The sequence below is a fragment of the Heyndrickxia sp. FSL K6-6286 genome (genome assembly GCF_038630395.1).
Classification (GTDB): domain Bacteria; phylum Bacillota; class Bacilli; order Bacillales; family Bacillaceae_C; genus Heyndrickxia; species Heyndrickxia oleronia.
The window spans coordinates 3,232,634-3,251,378 of record NZ_CP152029.1 but is presented as its reverse complement, the minus strand read 5'-3'; the positions used below and the strand labels follow the sequence as shown (position 1 = coordinate 3,251,378).

At 36.1% G+C, this 18,745-nt stretch carries 15 protein-coding genes; 14 read left to right on the top strand and 1 reads right to left on the bottom strand.

What is annotated here, in order from left to right; genetic code table 11:
* Position 1: 1 nt before the first annotated feature.
* Together pyrF and pyrE are read left to right on the top strand one after the other, a co-directional pair.
* Positions 2-727, top strand: coding sequence for an orotidine-5'-phosphate decarboxylase (pyrF, locus tag MHI39_RS16390; RefSeq protein ID WP_342539760.1), 726 nt, complete (start codon positions 2-4; stop codon positions 725-727).
* The gene (pyrE, locus tag MHI39_RS16385) at positions 714-1,343 is read left to right on the top strand and encodes an orotate phosphoribosyltransferase (RefSeq protein WP_251337932.1); all 630 of its coding nucleotides are present in this window, start codon (positions 714-716) and stop codon (positions 1,341-1,343) included. The genes pyrF and pyrE overlap by 14 nt, the downstream gene beginning before the upstream one ends.
* Positions 1,344-1,487: 144 nt before the next feature.
* On the opposite strand, the gene MHI39_RS16380 is transcribed toward pyrE, so the two are convergent.
* Complete coding sequence (locus tag MHI39_RS16380) at positions 1,488-3,194, bottom strand: NFACT RNA binding domain-containing protein (protein WP_342539758.1); 1,707 nt, start codon at positions 3,192-3,194, stop codon at positions 1,488-1,490.
* Between the two features lie 238 nt (positions 3,195-3,432).
* Between MHI39_RS16380 and MHI39_RS16375 the strand changes: the two genes are divergently transcribed.
* The 12 genes from MHI39_RS16375 (at position 3,433) to pknB (ending at position 18,734) form a co-directional block, all read left to right on the top strand.
* Positions 3,433-6,111, top strand: a complete 2,679-nt coding sequence (locus MHI39_RS16375) for a calcium-translocating P-type ATPase, SERCA-type (protein WP_071976647.1) — start codon at positions 3,433-3,435, stop codon at positions 6,109-6,111.
* 107 nt (positions 6,112-6,218) lie between these two features.
* On the top strand, positions 6,219-7,094 hold the full coding sequence (locus MHI39_RS16370) for a YicC/YloC family endoribonuclease (protein ID WP_058002592.1): 876 nt from the start codon (positions 6,219-6,221) through the stop codon (positions 7,092-7,094).
* Positions 7,095-7,151: 57 nt separating this feature from the next.
* The gene (locus MHI39_RS16365; RefSeq protein WP_058002593.1) at positions 7,152-7,415 is read left to right on the top strand and encodes a DUF370 domain-containing protein; all 264 of its coding nucleotides are present in this window, start codon (positions 7,152-7,154) and stop codon (positions 7,413-7,415) included.
* A gap of 11 nt (positions 7,416-7,426) precedes the next feature.
* On the top strand, positions 7,427-8,041 hold the full coding sequence (gene gmk / locus MHI39_RS16360) for a guanylate kinase (protein ID WP_058002594.1): 615 nt from the start codon (positions 7,427-7,429) through the stop codon (positions 8,039-8,041).
* A gap of 1 nt (position 8,042) precedes the next feature.
* Positions 8,043-8,255 (top strand): DNA-directed RNA polymerase subunit omega, encoded by a 213-nt coding sequence (gene rpoZ, locus MHI39_RS16355; RefSeq protein WP_058002595.1) that lies wholly within the window; start codon positions 8,043-8,045, stop codon positions 8,253-8,255.
* Positions 8,256-9,485: 1,230 nt separating this feature from the next.
* A complete protein-coding gene (gene coaBC / locus MHI39_RS16350; protein WP_342539755.1) occupies positions 9,486-10,700 on the top strand; it encodes a bifunctional phosphopantothenoylcysteine decarboxylase/phosphopantothenate--cysteine ligase CoaBC in 1,215 nt (404 codons plus the stop codon).
* Entirely contained in the window at positions 10,691-13,096 is a 2,406-nt protein-coding gene (priA, locus tag MHI39_RS16345) for a primosomal protein N' (RefSeq protein ID WP_342539754.1), read from the top strand. The genes coaBC and priA overlap by 10 nt, the downstream gene beginning before the upstream one ends.
* Before the next feature lie 103 nt (positions 13,097-13,199).
* Entirely contained in the window at positions 13,200-13,685 is a 486-nt protein-coding gene (gene def, locus MHI39_RS16340) for a peptide deformylase (RefSeq protein WP_058002598.1), read from the top strand.
* Positions 13,682-14,626 carry a methionyl-tRNA formyltransferase gene (fmt, locus tag MHI39_RS16335; RefSeq protein ID WP_058002599.1) on the top strand — a complete coding sequence of 315 codons (945 nt, stop codon included), beginning with the start codon at positions 13,682-13,684 and terminating at the stop codon, positions 14,624-14,626. Before def ends, fmt begins: the two co-directional genes overlap by 4 nt.
* Position 14,627: 1 nt before the next feature.
* Positions 14,628-15,968, top strand: a complete 1,341-nt coding sequence (gene rsmB / locus MHI39_RS16330; RefSeq protein ID WP_342539751.1) for a 16S rRNA (cytosine(967)-C(5))-methyltransferase RsmB — start codon at positions 14,628-14,630, stop codon at positions 15,966-15,968.
* Positions 15,969-16,002: 34 nt separating this feature from the next.
* Positions 16,003-16,764, top strand: a complete 762-nt coding sequence (locus tag MHI39_RS16325) for a Stp1/IreP family PP2C-type Ser/Thr phosphatase (protein WP_342539750.1) — start codon at positions 16,003-16,005, stop codon at positions 16,762-16,764.
* Positions 16,758-18,734 (top strand): Stk1 family PASTA domain-containing Ser/Thr kinase, encoded by a 1,977-nt coding sequence (gene pknB / locus MHI39_RS16320; protein ID WP_342539749.1) that lies wholly within the window; start codon positions 16,758-16,760, stop codon positions 18,732-18,734. The genes MHI39_RS16325 and pknB overlap by 7 nt, the downstream gene beginning before the upstream one ends.
* The last annotated feature ends 11 nt before the right edge of the window (positions 18,735-18,745 follow it).

Sequence of the window (18,745 nt, the reverse complement as noted above, 5' to 3'; positions counted from 1 at the left end):
GATGGTAAATACTCCAATTATCGCTTTAGATTTTCCAAATTATGAAACAACAATGAACTTTTTAAAACAATTTGAAGCTGAATCGCTTTATGTTAAAGTGGGGATGGAATTATTTTATCAGACTGGTCCTTCGTTAATAGAGCATTTAAAACGTGCTGGTCACCAGATATTTCTAGATTTGAAGCTTCACGATATCCCTCATACTGTTCATAGTGCTATGAAAGGATTAGCAGGATTAGGCGTTGACATGGTCAATGTACATGCTGCAGGTGGTTTGAAAATGATGAAAGCTGCTTTAACTGGCTTGGAGGCAGGGACGAAGCATGGGGAAAAACGTCCATTATTAATAGCTGTAACCCAATTAACGAGCACTTCTGAAGAGGAGATGCAAAAGGAGCAATTAATTCAACATTCATTAACAGATTCTGTTCTGCATTATGCGAAGCTTACTTTTCAGGCTGGATTAGATGGAGTAGTATGTTCAGCATTAGAGGCCAATGAAATAAAAAAACATACTAGTCATGAATTCCTCTGTGTGACACCCGGTATTCGCTTGGAAGGGGATGCCACTCATGACCAAAAAAGAGTTGTTACACCACAAGAGGCTAGAAAGATTGGATCAAGTGCGATAGTAGTTGGTCGATCCATTACTCAGTCAGTCAAGCCTTTGCAAACCTATTTACACGTTAAACAATTATGGAGGGATATTGAACATGACAACATCTAATGAAATAGCAGAAAAATTATTATCTATCGAGGCAGTATTTTTAAAACCTAATGAACCATTTACTTGGTCCTCAGGAATATTATCTCCCATATATTGTGATAATCGACTAACGCTTTCATATCCCGCACTTCGAAAGGAAATTGCAAAAGGGTTAGTGGATCTGATTCAGAATCACTTTCCAGGTACTGAAATTATTGCTGGAACTGCTACTGCTGGAATTCCGCACGCTGCTTGGATAAGTGACTTGATGGAACTTCCTATGTGCTATGTTCGTTCAAAAGCTAAAGCACACGGGAAAGGAAATCAAATTGAAGGCAAAGTAGCTATAGGGAAAAAGGTTGTAGTAGTAGAAGATTTAATCTCCACAGGAGGTAGTGTTATTACCGCTGTAGAAGCCTTAAGAAGTGCTGGTTGTGAGGTATTAGGTGTGGTTTCAATATTTACTTATGAACTTGTGCAAGGGAAGGAACAGTTAAAAGAAGCGAATATTCCTACACATTCTTTAGTGACGTATTCCACTCTAATTGAGGTTGCCTTGCAAAAAGGAATCATTTTAGATTCCGATTTAACTACACTGAATGACTGGCGTAAAAATCCTTCTGAATGGAAGCGATAAAAGAGTAAGAGGGGTATCTTAGTTATAAGATACCCTTGTTTTATTGAGCATAGCGTATATAATTTCATTATTTTATTCGCTTAAGTATTGTTGTTTTAGATGAATTTTACATTAAAAATAGTTCTTGAGACGTCAAACGGCTTATTATTTCTTCATGCTTAAAACTTTATCAGCGGTCGGTGTAACATAAACGGTTTGTTGTTGCTCATAAATAACAAATCCAGGTTTAGCACCATTCGGTTTTTTAACATTCCTAACTTTTGTATAATCGACTGGTACTGAACTAGAATCTTTTGCTTTACTGAAGTATGCGGCTAAATTAGCTGCCTCCAATAATGTCTCTTCACTCGGGTTTTTACTTCTAATAACGACATGAGAACCTGGAATATCTTTTGTATGTAGCCAAATTTCATCTCTGGCTGCTAGCTTATTTGTTAAGTAATCATTCTGTTTATTATTTTTACCGACTAATATTTCCGTTCCATCCGATGAAGAATATGCTTCAACCGTTAATTTTTGAGATTTATTTTTTGTTCCTCGTTTCTGTCTCAATTTTATATATCCTTCTTCTGCTAATTCAGTTCGAATCTCTTCAATATCCTTTGGTGATGCAGATTCCATTTGCTGCATTAAGCGCTCGAAGTATTGAATTTCAACAGCAGCTTTATCTATTTGTTCCTGGACAATTCCAATCGCATTCTTCGCTTTTTGATATTTCGAAAAATAGGCTTGTGCATTGGCTGATGGTGATTTTCTCGGATCTAGAGAGATATTCACAGTTTTGGCATGTTCATCATAATAATTGACAACCTCAATCTGCTCCATTCCTTTTTTTACTAAATGAAGATTAGCTGTCAATAATTCTCCAAATAGTTGATATTGATCAGCATTCTTTGCATCGATCAAAGTGGTTTTTAATTTTTCTATCTTACTTTCGTTCTTTTCTTTTTCATTCTTAATAAATCGTTCTAGATCATGTCCTTGCTGTTTTACACGATCTCTTTCTGCTTTTCCGAAGTAATATCGGTCAAGCATCTCACTAATTGTTTCAAATGATTTGACTTCCCCATCTAGATAAGTAATTGGGATAAGGTAGAAAGCTTCTTTTGTTGTAGAACTAGTGATAGATGGCAAATATTTATGCTGTTTCAATTCGTTCATTATACTTAGAAAAGCTTGAGGTATCGTCACTCGATTGGCTAAGCCGGCATTGTGAACGATCTCTTTAGTTAATAATGGTGACATTCCAGAAAAGTGCTCCACTATTTGCTTGTCAATTTTTCCACTATTAAAATCAAGTGTCCGTAAAATATCATCTTCTGAGGCTGATAGTGGATTCAGTTTATCCTGTTTTGGTGGAGCAATATATGTTTGCCCTGGAAGAATTGAACGATAACTATTAACAGCAGGTGGAACATGCTTAATACTATCTAATATCATATTTCTATCTTTATCGACTAGGATGATATTACTATGTCTTCCCATAATTTCAATATATAGTTGTTTATATGATATATCCCCGATCTCATTTCGACCTTTTATTTCAAAAATAACTACACGATCAAGTTCAGTTTGATAAATATCCTCAATTAAATATCCTTCCAAGTGTTTTCTGAGAAGCATGCAAAACATCGATGGTTCTTGGGGATTTTCATGCTGTTCTTTCGTCAATTGTATTCTAGCATAGCTGGGATGCGCTGAAAGAATCAGTTTATGATTCTTTCCGTTCGCGCGAATAATCATAATCATTTCATTTTTATAGGGTTGGTGAATTTTATTGATTCTTCCACCTTTTAATATATCTGCAAGCTCTTTTGTCATTGCTCTTGTAAATAATCCGTCAAAAGACATTTGTTCACAATCCCTTACTACTATATTTCTAATTCTGCGGTTGTAACATTATCCCCGTTTTATTGTAGAAAATTTTCCTGTTGAAAATGAAAGTGTAGTCTGTCTTTTCACTTGGTTATCGGGGCAGACATTACATTTTAGCTTTTTCTTAATCATTATATCATTTTTTTGGACAGGGCTGAATATCTTGATACTAGGTGGACAACTATGGGTTTGGTAAGGGGAGAGTGTATTGTGAATGATGTTCCATGAAATGAAAGAAAAAGACGTAGAAAAAATATTGAATACGAGTATTGAAAATGGTCTAACAGCAAGTGATGTTGAGAAAAAAAGAAAGCAGTTTGGATGGAATGAGCTCCAGGAAGGTGAGAAACAATCTGCATTCCTGCTTTTTATTAGCCAGTTTAAAGATTTTATGATTCTAGTTCTATTAGCGGCAACTCTTATTTCTGGTTTATTAGGTGAATATATTGACGCTATAGCTATTATTGCAATTGTATTGATTAACGGGTTTTTAGGTTTTTTTCAGGAAAGAAGAGCTGAGAAATCTTTACATGCATTAAAGGAATTGTCGGCACCACAGGTCACCGTTCTAAGGGATGGGCAGTGGCACAAAATCCCTTCAAAGGAAGTCGTTGTCGGAGATATTATTAGATTTTCTAGTGGGGACCGAATAGGTGCAGATGTTCGTTTGGTACAAACCGTAAATCTTGAAATTGAGGAATCAGCTTTAACTGGTGAATCAGTACCTGCTGTTAAATCGATTGCACCTCTTTCGAATAGCCATGCAAGCTTAGGTGATCTTGAAAATATGGCCTTTATGGGTACAATGGTGACGAGAGGGAATGGTCTTGGTATTGTAACAGGAATTGGTATGAACACGGCAATGGGAAAAATTGCGGACATGATTCAAAATGCAGAGAACTTAGTTACTCCACTTCAAAGAAGATTAGAGCAATTGGGTAAAATCCTTATTACTGTAGCTTTAGGATTAACATTATTAGTTGTGGTTGCTGGCGTCGTTCACGGACATGATTTGTACACTATGTTTTTAGCGGGAGTTTCTCTAGCTGTTGCTGCCATTCCAGAAGGCCTACCAGCAATTGTCACGATTGCCTTATCATTGGGTGTTCAACGAATGATACGAAAAAATGCAATCGTTAGAAAATTGCCTGCCGTTGAAACATTGGGCTGTGCATCAGTCATTTGTTCTGATAAAACAGGTACAATGACCCAAAATAAAATGACAGTTACTCATTTGTGGAGTGGGGGTAACACATGGAATTTAACAGGTACGGGCTATAATCCTAAAGGAAGCTTTTATATAGAGGATCAAGAAATTACACCGCAAAATGAAAAAAGCTTATATCAGCTTTTAACATTCGGTCTACTTTGCAATCATGCAGAATTGAAAAAGAAAGATGATGAATTCATTATTGATGGTGATCCAACTGAGGGAGCTTTGCTTGTATCCGCGTTGAAGGCGGGATTAACGAGAGACTCTTTATTAAAACAATTTAAAATAGAAAAAGAATTCCCTTTCGATTCAACAAGGAAAATGATGAGTGTGATTGTGAAAGATAAGAATGGACGGCGATTTGTTATAACCAAAGGTGCACCAGATGTTCTCCTTGGTTTGAGTGAATCTGTATTGTGGGGAGGAAAACAACAATATTTAAATGAAGAATTGAAAAATGCTATCGAATCCTCAGTGGAACATTTAGCTTCAATGGCATTAAGGACCATAGCAATTGCGTTTAAACCAATTCAAGAACAAACAGTAATACTAAATGAAAGAGATGCCGAAAAGGGATTAACCTTTGTTGGTATTCAAGGGATGATTGATCCACCACGCCCTGAAGTAAAGCAAGCTATTAAGGAGTGTCGTGAGGCAGGAATTAAGACAATAATGATTACCGGTGACCATGCAATCACTGCTAGATCAATTGCAGGACAATTAGGGATCTTTAGAGGAAAGGAAAAAGTGATGGAAGGGGCGGAATTAAATAATCTTTCACTAGATGCGTTGGAGGAAGTAGTGGAAGATGTTGCAGTTTTTGCCCGGGTTTCACCTGAGCACAAATTAAAAATTGTGAAAGCATTGCAAAATCGTGGGCATATTGTTGCAATGACAGGTGATGGAGTTAATGATGCACCAGCAATTAAATCTGCCGATATTGGAATATCTATGGGAATTACAGGCACGGATGTGGCAAAAGAGGCATCATCTCTTATCCTGTTAGATGATAATTTCGCAACAATCAAAGCGGCAATTAATGAAGGAAGAAATATTTATGAGAATATCCGTAAATTTGTCCGCTATTTGCTCGCTTCAAATGTTGGAGAAATTTTAGTTATGTTATTTGCTATGCTTCTGTCACTGCCATTACCATTAGTCCCTATCCAAATTTTATGGGTAAACTTAGTAACTGATGGTTTACCGGCCATGGCTTTAGGATTGGATAAACCGGAAGATGATGTGATGAGGCGTAAGCCTAGACATCCTAAAGAAGGAATATTTGCAAGAAGGCTTGGTTGGAAAGTCATTTCAAGAGGTTTCCTTATAGGTATTGTTACATTGCTTGCCTTTTTAACGATTTACCATAAAAATCCTGAAAATTTAGCATATGCGCAAACAGTTGCATTTGCAACTCTTGTATTGACACAGCTTATCCATGTATTTGATTGCCGTAGTGAAAAATCAATTTTTTCGAGGAACCCATTTGGCAATATGTATTTAGTTTGGGCAGTAATTTCTTCTTTACTATTGATGTTACTTGCGATATATGTACCAGCATTACAGCCGATCTTCCACACGATACCAATTGAACCGAAGGACTGGATGCTAATCATTGGTTTAAGCTCAGTTCCAACTTTTTTACTTGCTGGATCACTTTTTGTAAGAAAAAAGGCTTAATATATGATATAATTCCAAAGGTAATAGAGTGTCACTCTATTACCTTTCTTTTGCATTACATATACTTTGTAAATACATTTCCAAATAGGACAAGGGATGTGATTGTATTGGTTTATAGTATGACGGGGTATGGGAGTAGTAAAAAAGAATCCTCTCTATTTGGAGTAACAGTTGAGATAAAATCTGTGAATCACCGATATTGTGAAATAAATATGCGAATGCCAAGACAATTAATGAAAATTGATGATAAAATAAGAAAGAAAATCGGGGAATATGTGAATAGAGGAAGAATTGAAGTCTTTGTAACCATTGATGGTGAAGGATTGACACATAGAAGTTTACATATTGACTGGAAATTGCTTGATGATTATTATCAGTTTATAAACCAATTAAAGAAGAGATATGATATTGCTGAGGAAATTCATTTAGAGGATCTATTATCTAATGATAATTTACTTGAAATTGTAGAAAAAGAAGATGAAAATGAAGAGGTTAATCATCTTGTTATCGAGGCAGTATCTGAAGCAGTTCATCAATTAATGAGCATGAGAGAAATAGAAGGAAATGAACTCCAAAAAGATCTAACGAACCAGTTAAATCGTTTTGAGGAACTTCTTGAAAAGGTAAAAGGATTTGCACCAACTGTTATCGAACAATATCAAGTAAGATTGGAAAAAAGAATAAAGGAATTTACGGTAGGCATAATTGACGAATCTAGAGTATTAACAGAAGTGGGGATATTTGCAGACAAAGCAGATATTAATGAAGAAATAACTAGATTGGAAAGTCATATTTCTCAATTTAAAAATATATTATCGTTAAAGGAACCGATTGGAAGAAAACTTGATTTCATGATGCAAGAAATGAACAGAGAAGTTAACACGATTGGTTCAAAAGCAAATCACTCTCAAATTGCTGCGTTAGTAGTAGATTTAAAAACTACATTGGAGAAAATGAGGGAGCAAGTACAAAATATTGAATAAAGAGTTTAATCTTTCATTATCGGGTCAAAATAGACTATTAGTTGGTAGGGGATTATGATGTCTATAAAACTTATTAATATTGGTTTTGGAAATATTGTTTCTGCCAATCGAATTATTTCGATTGTTAGTCCTGAATCAGCCCCAATTAAACGGTTGGTGCAGGAAGCGAGAGATCGTGGAAATTTAATTGATGCTACTTACGGGAGACGTACACGTGCAGTTATTATAATGGATAATGATCATGTTATTTTATCTGCTGTCCAACCTGAGACAGTGGCTCATCGTCTTAGTAGTAAAGACGATAATGGTGAAGAAGGGTAGGAATTTTTTTCATGAAAGAAAAAGGATTATTAATTGTACTTTCTGGACCTTCAGGTGTTGGAAAAGGAACAGTCAGAAAGGCTATATTTTCCCATGAAGATACAAACTTTGAATATTCAATCTCTATGACAACAAGAAAGCCTCGTGAAGGTGAAGTGGACGGCGTTGATTATTTCTTTAAATCTAGAGATGAATTTGAAGCGTTAATAAAACAGGATAAGTTACTTGAATACGCTGAGTATGTAGGGAATTACTATGGTACTCCAATTGATTATGTAAAGGAAACTTTAAATTCTGGAAAGGATGTATTTCTAGAAATTGAGGTTCAGGGAGCAAAACAGGTGAGAGAAAAATTTCCTGAAGGCCTGTTTATCTTTCTTGCCCCACCAAGTCTTATGGAATTACAATCTCGGATTGTTACACGTGGTACAGAATCTGATGAACTAATTAATAATCGTATGAAAGAAGCAAGAAAAGAAATTGAAATGATGAATTTATATGATTATGTTGTAGAAAATGATCAAGTGGAAGCTGCTTGTGATCGCATTAAGGCAATTGTACTGGCCGAACATTGCAAGACAAGTAGAATTGCACCAAGATATAAAAAAATGCTGGAGGTTGAATGATATGTTATATCCTTCTATTGACAAATTACTTAAAATTATTGATTCAAAATATTCCTTAGTATCTGTAGCAGCTAAGCGTGCACGGAATCTTCAGGAAGATGGAAAAGAAACGCTTGATCATTTTGCTTCGCAAAAATATGTAGGCAAAGCACTTGAAGAAATCTATGCGAAAACATTAGTAATGAAAACTAATACAGACAAGGAACAAGCATAATAAGGTGAAAACAACCTATCAAATAGGTTGTTTTTTCTTTTTTAAGTTCTTTTCTCAAACATTGGTGCTATTTAAGAGTAAAGTTTGAATCCATAAGTTGAGCGAATGATTACCGTGAAGGAGAAAAAAGCGAGAGCGCGGTAACAAAAGGGAGCGATTGATTACCGAGAAGGAGAAAAAAGCGTGTGCAAGGTAACTAAAGTGAGCGAATGATTATCGAGAGGGAGAAAAAAGCGTGTGCAGAGTAACCAAAGTGAGCGAATGATTACTGTGAAGGAGAAAAAAGCGTGTGCAGGGTAACCAAAGTGAGCGAATGATTACCGTGAAGGAGGAAAAAGCGTGTGTAGGGTAACTAAAGTGAGCGAATGATTACTGTGAAGGAGAAAAAAGCGTGTGCAGGGTAACCAAAGTGAGCGATTGAATACCGTGAAGGAAGAAAATACGTGTGCAAGGTAACTAAAGGGAGTGATAGATTACCGTGAAAGAGGAAAAAGCGAGAGCGCGGTAACAAAAGGGAGCGATTGATTACCGAGAAGGAGAAAAAAGCGTGTGCAGAGTGACCAAAGCGAACGAATGATTACCGAGAAGGAGGAAAAAGCGTGTGCAGGGTAACCAAAGGGAGCGAATGATTACCGTGAAGGAGGAAAAAGTGTGTGCAGGGTAACTAAAGGGAACGAATGATTACCGAGAAGGAGAAAATAGTGTGAGGGCGGTAACCAAAGCGAACGAATGATTACCGAGAAGGAGAAAAAAGCGAGAGCGCGGTAACCAAAGGGAGAGAATGATTACCGAGAAAGAGGAAAAAGCACGTGCCCGGTAACTAAAAAGAGAGTTTGATTACCGTGAAGGAGGAAATCACCTGAGCGCGGTAACCAAAGTGAGTGATTGATACCGTAAAGGAACCGATTCATATAGCTAATCCCCTTTCATTTCACGAGAAAAGAGCTGAAAACTCCATAGGACCGCTCTGAATCCTTTATTGGGTGTAAAACATGCAGTATGGCTTTTACAAAAGTATAAATATATGAAAACGGCTTTTCTTGTTTAAGCTCTTTTCTTGGACTTGACTGCTATTTATAATAGAGTAAATATCTTAAGTTAGTTATTGATGATAGAGCTAATTAAATGGACATTTATTCTCGAAAATTTGTCATTGCAAAGACAGGATTCTTTTAACTAGGAACAAAATCATTCATAATATAAGAACAATGCTTAAATGGAGGAATAGTCATGATAGGCAAAAAGATATTATTATGTGTAACTGGTGGAATAGCAGTATATAAGGCAGCAGCATTAACAAGTAAGTTAACGCAGGCAGGCGCGATGGTAAAAGTGATTATGAGTAAGTCAGCATGCCAGTTTGTCACACCTTTAACTTTTCAAGCACTTTCAAGAAATGATGTATATACGGATACTTTTGATGAAAAAAATTCTGAAGTCATCGCACATATAGATTTAGCAGATTGGGCGGATTTAGTTCTTATTGCCCCTGCGACAGCGAATATTATTGGAAAATTAGCGAACGGGATTGCTGATGATATGATTTCAACAACATTATTAGCAACATCAGCACCAATATGGATTGCCCCTGCGATGAATGTACATATGTATGACCATCCAGCAGTAAAAAGAAATATTACTATATTGGCTGACTTTGGATATCAATTTGTGGAGCCTAGTGAAGGCTATCTAGCCTGTGGCTATGTGGGTAAAGGACGTTTAGAAGAACCTGAGAAAGTGGTTCAATTATTAGGTGAGTACTTTAAAGAATCAAAGCAAGAGTTAAAAGGGAAAACCATTCTTATTACTGCCGGCCCAACAAAAGAAATTATCGATCCTGTGCGTTATTTAACAAATCGATCCTCTGGTAAAATGGGTTATGCTCTTGCAGAGGAAGCAGTGAAAATGGGAGCGGAAGTTATTCTTGTTTCAGGTGATGTAGGCTTAAAAATACCTGATCAAGTAGTGCATGTTCCAATTGTGAGTGCACAGGATATGTTTGAAGCAGTAATGAAGAACTATAAACATGCAGATATTGTCATTAAAAGTGCAGCAGTAGCTGATTATCGTCCAAAAGAAGTTTTTTCACAAAAAATGAAGAAAAAAGAAGGAAATTTAGTTATTGAATTAGAGCGTACGAAAGATATATTAAAAGAATTAGGTTTAAAACAGGATAAACCATATTTAGTAGGATTTGCGGCAGAAACTGAAAAAGTTGATGAATATGCTTGGGGTAAACTAGAACGAAAAAATGCCGATATGATTGTAGCCAATGATGTAAGTAAAGAAGGGGCAGGGTTTGCTGGGGATACGAATATTGTCACTATGTATAAAAAGAATCATACAAAAAGAGCGCTACCACTCTTAAGTAAAAATGAAACAGCAAAAGCGATTCTTGATGAAGTGATTCAGGAAATTAAAAAGAGTGATCAAGTATGCGAATAGCAAGTGTAATTGTAGATGTTCCTACAATGAATACAGATAAATTATTTGATTATCTTGTTCCTGAACAATGGGAGGAGTTTATCCAACCTGGTATGAGGGTGTCTGTTCCTTTTGGTCCACGATTAATCCAAGGATTCATAATTGAATTAAAAGAACACACTGAAGTAATGAAATTAAAGTCAATTCATGAACCATTGGATATATATCCAGTATTAAACGAAGAATTATTAAATCTTGGTAAATGGTTATCCGAACAAGTATTATGCTTGAAAATATCTGCATATCAAGCAATGTTACCAGCAGCTATGAAAGCAAAATATGAGAAGGTGTTTAAACGTATTGATGATAGGACTAATCCATTTTTGGATGAAATATTTGGAAATAAAATGGAACTGAAATGGGATGCTGCTTCCGAAAGAAAACTCCTTCCACTACTACAGCAGGAAATAAAAAATGGAACAGTTGAAATAAAATATTTAGTAAAAAATAAAGCGAATAAAAAAACAATACGTGTAATTAAGTGTCTATTAACAAATGAAGAACTTCTTCAAACAATTGAAGGTCTTTCACAAAATGCTTTAAAACAAAAAAAAGTATTAGAATATTTTCTCCAGAATGGAAATGAGTATATACCTGTTAAGCAGGTACAAGAAGTTACAGGTGTAGCACCTACTACTATACGTTCATTAATAAGCAAAGGTTACTTTCAAGAAGAAAATAAAGAGGAATATCGTGATCCTTATGAACATCGAATCTTTGAGAAAACTAAACCTTTTCAATTGACAGAGGAGCAGTCAATGGCAATGGAGCCAATTATTCGTTCCATTGAAGGCAACTATCAAGAAACGTTCCTATTAAATGGGGTTACTGGTAGTGGGAAGACGGAAGTTTATTTACAGTCTATTCAAAGTGTGCTAGACAAAGGAAAAGAGGCGATCGTACTTGTGCCTGAAATTTCTTTAACCCCACAAATGGTTGAACGATTTAAAGGACGGTTTGGGAATGATGTCGCTGTCCTTCATAGTGGGTTGTCCATTGGAGAAAAGTATGATGAATGGAGAAAAATTGAACGTAAGGAAGCAAGGGTGGTGGTTGGAGCAAGATCGGCTATATTTGCTCCGTTTGAAAACCTAGGGATTATTATTATTGATGAAGAGCATGAAAATAGTTATAAGCAAGAAGAAAATCCTCGTTATCATGCTAGGGATATCGCCATTTACCGCGGAAAGCTTCATCAATGCCCGGTAATACTAGGGAGTGCAACTCCTTCACTAGAGTCATTTGCAAGATCCCAAAAGGGTGTTTATACACTACTTTCCATGAAAAAAAGAATGAATAACCAAGCATTGCCTTCTGTTTCAATTGTGGATATGAGGGAAGAGCTTCGCGAAGGTAATCGCTCTATGTTTTCAAGAGAACTATTTGAAAAGCTACAGGATCGTCTATCTAAAAAGGAACAGACTGTCCTTTTTTTAAATCGACGAGGTCATTCTTCATTTGTGATGTGTCGTGATTGTGGTTATGTTCTACAATGCCCTCATTGTGAAATTAGCCTTACCTATCATCGTTTTACTAGTCAGATGAAATGTCATTACTGTGGATACGAAGCCAGTGTTCCATCTGTTTGTCCAGAGTGTGATAGTGAGCATATTCGATACTTTGGTACTGGAACACAAAAAGTAGAAGAGGAAATAGCAAAACTCCTACCAGAGGCTACGGTGATCCGGATGGATGTAGATACAACAAGTCGAAAAGGGGCACATGAAAGATTACTACAACAATTCCAGGAGGGAAAGGCAGATATTTTATTAGGAACACAAATGATTGCAAAGGGGCTTGATTTTCCTAATATTACTCTTGTAGGTGTATTAAGTGCTGATACGATGCTGCATTTACCAGACTTTCGTGCATCAGAAAAAACTTTTCAATTATTAACACAGGTGAGTGGAAGAGCAGGTAGACATCACTTAGCCGGCGAAGTCGTGATTCAAACGTATACTCCGGAACATTATAGTGTCGAGCTTGCTGGAAAGCAGGATTATGATCATTTTTATAAAAAAGAAATGATGATGAGAAAATTGGGCTCCTATCCACCATTTTATTATCTTGCAATGATAACTGTTAGTCATGAGGATTTAATGAAGGTCGTATCGATTACCGAAAAAATATCGAACTATCTTCATTCAAAATTATCTAAAGAAGCAATTATACTAGGACCTGCCACATCACCGATTCCAAAGATCAATAATAGATATCGATATCAATGTTTGATAAAATACAAACGGGAACCAAATTTAACGCAACAGCTCCGTCATCTATTAGAACATTACCAACAACAAATCACATCAGAAGGATTAACCATCAACATAGATGTCAATCCTTATATGATGATGTAGGAAAATTTGCAGTTTAATTTTCCAAAGAAAATTTGCGGTCTAATTTTCCAAAATAATAGTGTTTGCACAGAGCTGGAATGAATAGAGGAAAAGAGGTAACATCTTGGCGATACTAACGATTGTAAAACATCCGGCAGAGGTTCTTGAAAAAGAATGTGAGCCGGTAAAGCAATTTGATAAAAACTTAAAAACATTACTCAATAATATGTATGATACGATGCTAGCAGCAGATGGTGTAGGATTAGCAGCACCACAAGTTGGAATTGATCAACAGATAGCTGTAGTTGATATCGGTGATGAAGCAGGTAGAATCAATTTAATTAATCCTGTGATTCTTGAAACAAAAGGTGAACAAACAGATATAGAGGGATGCTTAAGCTTTCCGGGGTTATACGGAACAGTTTCACGTCCCTATTACGTAAAAGTAAAAGCACAAGATATAAAGGGAAGAACGTTCTTTTTAGAAGCAGAAGATTATCTTGCACGTGCCATTCAGCATGAAATTGATCATTTGCATGGCATTTTGTTTACATCAAAAGTTCTTAAATATATTGATGAAGAAGAATTAGAAGGGTATGAAGGAGAATGACAAAAGTTGTATTTATGGGAACGCCAGATTTTTCTGTTCCAGTATTAGAGAGAATTATACAAGACGGGTATGAGGTGTTAGCTGTCGTTACACAACCAGATCGCCCGGTCGGAAGAAAGAGAATACTTACTCCAACCCCTGTCAAGGTTGAAGCAGAGAAACATCAAATCCCTGTCTATCAACCTGAAAAGCTTCGTGGATCAGAAGAATTAAATACCATAATCAAATTAAAACCAGATATAGTAATTACTGCAGCATATGGACAAATTTTGCCAAAGGATTTGTTAGATGCTCCTGAGCTTGGTTGTATTAATGTACATGCCTCATTATTGCCTGAGCTACGTGGGGGTGCACCAATCCATTATGCAATTATGCAGGGAAAGAAAAAAACAGGGATAACAATTATGTATATGGCTGAAAAGCTAGATGCTGGTGATATTATTAGTCAAGTTGAAGTCCCAATTACAGAGGAAGATAATGTGGGTACCTTACATATTAAATTGAGCAAAGCGGGAGCGAATTTATTATCGGATACATTACCAAAGCTTATCAATCATGAGCTTACATCCATTCCACAGAATCACGAACTAGCAACATTTGCATCAAATATTAAACGTGAACAGGAAAAAATTGACTGGTCTAAAACAGGTGAAGACATTTACAACCATATTAGAGGTTTAAACCCATGGCCTGTTGCTTATACAACACTTAATGGGAATGTCATGAAAATTTGGGAATCTAAAAAAGTTTCTATATCAGAACAGCATCCAGCAGGTAGTATTGTAGAAAAAGAGAAGGATGGAATCGTCGTTGCTACAGGTAATTTAACAGGTATAAAGATAACTGAGTTACAGCCATCAGGAAAGAAAAAGATGTCTGGAGAACAGTTTTTGAATGGAACTGGTTCTACTTTACCTATTGGAACAATATTAGGAGAATAATATGGCAAATAAAAAGAAGAATGTACGTGAATCAGCGCTTGAAATATTAGAAGCAATTGAGAAAAATCAGGCTTATAGTAATTTACTTTTAAACCACGTAATACAAAGAAATTCTATTAGTGGTCCTGATATTGGATTATTAACGGAAATCACTTATGGAACAATACAAAGAAAATTTACACTGGATTATTTCTTAAAACCATTTATAAATAAGAAAATAGAAACATGGGTACAGATACTTTTACGGCTTTCTTTATATCAAATGGTCTATTTAGATAAAATTCCTGATCGTGCAGTTATTTATGAAGCGGTTGAAATTGCCAAGAAAAGAGGACATCGCGGGATTTCAGGAATGGTTAATGGCATTTTAAGAGCTGTTCAAAGAAAGGGTCTCCCTTCTTTAGAGGAGATACATAATCCAATTGAAAAAATCTCGATTGAGACTAGTCATCCAAAATGGATGGTCAAGCGCTGGGCCGAACAATTTGGATTGGAAAAAACGAAAGAAATGTGTGAAGCAAATCTTTTAGCCCCTCTACAAACAGCACGAGTAAATATGACTAAAGCTTCAGTAGAGAAAGTGAAGCAAATGTTAGAAGATGAAGGATATGAAATTCAATATAGTCCGCTCGTTCCTGAATCGCTTAGATCATTAAAGGGAAACCTTGCCCAATCACAGGCATTTAAGAATGGCTATATAACGGTCCAAGATGAAAGCTCAATGCTAGTAGCTTATGCTATGAATCTGACTAAGAATCTTAATATTCTAGATTGTTGTGCAGCTCCTGGAGGAAAAACGACCCATATTGCCGAAAAATTAAATGGAACAGGTAAAGTAATTTCATTAGATTTACATGAGCATAAAATAAAATTAATAAGTGAAAATGCGGACAGGCTTGGATTAAATAATGTTGAAACAAAGGCAATGGATAGTAGGCTGGTAAGCGAGAATTTTAAAGGCGAATCCTTTGATCGAGTATTGGTAGATGCGCCATGCTCAGGTTTGGGTGTGTTGAGGAAAAAGCCCGATATAAAATATAGCAAAACATTACAGGATCTTCAATCACTTCAGACCATTCAAAAAAGTATTTTAATTGAAGCATCACGTTTAGTTAAACCTGGTGGTTTGCTTGTTTACAGTACATGTACTGTTGATAAAGAGGAGAATGAAGGAAATGTACAAGAGTTTTTAAAAGAGGCAAATGATTTCGAAGAATATCCACTACAACTAACTGAAATGATCCAGCCGTTAGTTAACAATAATCGAGTGCAAATTTTCCCTCAAGATTTTGGAGGAGATGGATTTTTTATCTCATGCTTCAGAAAGAAGGGGAAGAACTAAGTAACGAAAAGAAGAAATGGGGTGACCTCTAAAGATGAGGGCTGTTTTTCGAACAGATAAGGGGAAAATTCGTCAACGGAATGAAGACAATGGGGGAATTTTTACTAATTCAGCAGGTGATCACCTTGCGATTGTGGCAGATGGAATGGGTGGTCATAATGCAGGTGATGTGGCAAGTAAAATAACAGTAGATTTGATGTATAAAAATTGGACGCAAGCACCAAAAATGACTAATGCTGAAATGGTTGAAAAATATTTACATGAAATTGTGACAGAAATTAACCAATCTTTATTTGAGCACGCTAATAATAATATTGAGTGCGAAGGTATGGGAACTACATTAGTTGCCGCTGCCTATACAGATGATTTTGTAACAATAGCCAATATTGGTGATAGTCGTTGCTATTTATTTAATGAGGATGGATTTAAACAAATTACTGAAGATCATTCATATGTTAATGAATTGGTGAAAACAGGAATTATCTCAAAGGAAGATGCAGAGCATCATCCCCGTAAAAATGTCGTTTTAAAAGCATTAGGTACTGAACAGTCAATAGAAGCTGATGTAAAAACGATTATCATTGAGGAAGGGGATTATTTACTTTTATGCTCTGATGGTCTTTCAGACAAATTGACCGAAGACCAAATTAAGGAAATTTTAGAAAATGAAAATAACATCGAAGAGAAAGCACAAATATTAATTGACATGGCAAATGACCATGGTGGTGAAGACAATATAACACTTGTTATTATCGAAGTTTCTTCTTCTGATGAAGGCGGGTGTAATGAATGTTGATTGGTAAAAGAATAAGTGACCGCTACAAAATTATTAGTATGATTGGCGGCGGCGGTATGGCTAATGTCTATTTAGCCAGAGATATGATTCTAGATCGAGATGTAGCAATCAAAATATTAAGATTAGATTTTGCAAATGAACAAGAATTTATCCATCGTTTTCAACGGGAAGCCCAGTCTGCGACAAGCTTAAATCATCCTAATATAGTCAATATCTATGATGTAGGAGAAGAAGAAGATATTTATTATTTAGTGATGGAATATGTAGATGGGATGACACTGAAGCAATACATACAGCAGTTCTATCCAATATCGATTGAGAAGGCACTTGACATAATGGCACAGCTTGTTTCTGCTATTTCACATGCCCATCAACATCAAATTATTCATCGTGATATTAAACCACAAAATATTTTAATTGATCATGATGGGATTGTGAAAATCACAGATTTTGGAATAGCGATGGCATTAAGTGCAACTTCTATAACTCAAACTAATTCAGTATTAGGGACAGTGCATTACTTATCACCGGAACAAGCCCGTGGCGGTATGGCTACTAGAAAATCAGATATCTATGCTCTCGGTATTGTCATGTTCGAATTATTAACTGGCAGATTGCCATTTTCAGGTGAATCTGCCGTTTCCATTGCATTGAAGCACTTACAGACGGAAACTCCGTCAATGAAAAGATGGAATCCTAATATTCCACAAAGTGTAGAGAATATCGTATTGAAGGCTACGTCAAAAGATCCTTTTCAACGTTATGATAATGTGGACGAGATGGGGGAGGATATTCGAACGGCATTAGATCCGGAAAGGATTAATGAAGCTAAATTCACAATTCCTGAGGATAATGAGGCAACGAAAGCGATTCCTATCATTACAAATTTACACTCAATGAATCCAAAAGATGAAACGATTATTCATTCGAAAGATAGCGGATCACAGGATATAGGTCAACCAGGCGTAAATGAGGATAAGAAAAAAGACAAAAAAAAGAAAAAAAGAAAATGGCCGTGGATCGTTGGTGGGTCCTTCGTTTTTCTAATCATCATTGCTGTCCTCGGCTTTCTTTTCTTGCCAACAATGTTAGGGCCAAAGGAAATTAAAGTCCCTTCAGTGAAGGAAGTTAGTTTGGATAACGCGGTGAAGACGATTACAGATGCCAATCTTAAAGTGGGTAAAAAAATTAAAACTTCTAATGAAAAAATACCTGAAGGATACGTGATTAAAACAAATCCTAAAGCGGGGAAATTAGTTAAAGAGGGAGCCGAAATTGATATTTATGTCAGTAGTGGTAAGGAGAAATTCTCCCTGTCTGACTATACAGGAAGGTCCTATGAAGAGGTTTATGAGCTTTTAAAAGATGAAGAGTTCAAAGATATAAAAATGACAGAAGAATACAGTGATAGCCCCGCTGGAACAATTATTGAACAGGATCCTATATCTGGAGATGTTGTTCCTAGTGAGACCATGTTAACATTTACAGTGAGTAAGGGATTAGAAAAAATTAGTCTCAAGGATTTAAGAGATTATAATGAAAAAGGTTTAAGGGATTATGAAGAGTCAACGGGCTTAGTTATTGATATGTCAAAAGAAGAATATAATGATACAGTAAAAGAAGGACTGGTCATATCACAATATCCTGCTCCTGGTGCACAATTAATCAAGGGGGATAGGGTCCAAGTCGTAATGTCTAAAGGGCCAAAAGAAAAACCACCGAAAACAGTGGAAAAAGAAATATCTATCCCATATGAACCGGGCGAAGAAGAACAGAAGCCCGAAGAGATTCAAATTTTCATTGAAGACATGAATAATAATCTATCTGTTCCGTTTGATACGTTTACAATTACCGAACCGACTAAAAGGCTTTTACAATTTACAATAAAAGAAGGAGAAACTGCCAAATATCGTGTTATGAGAGGGAATGAAGTAATTCTTGAAGATGTCGTTCATTATCCTAATGATTAACTAAATTTATG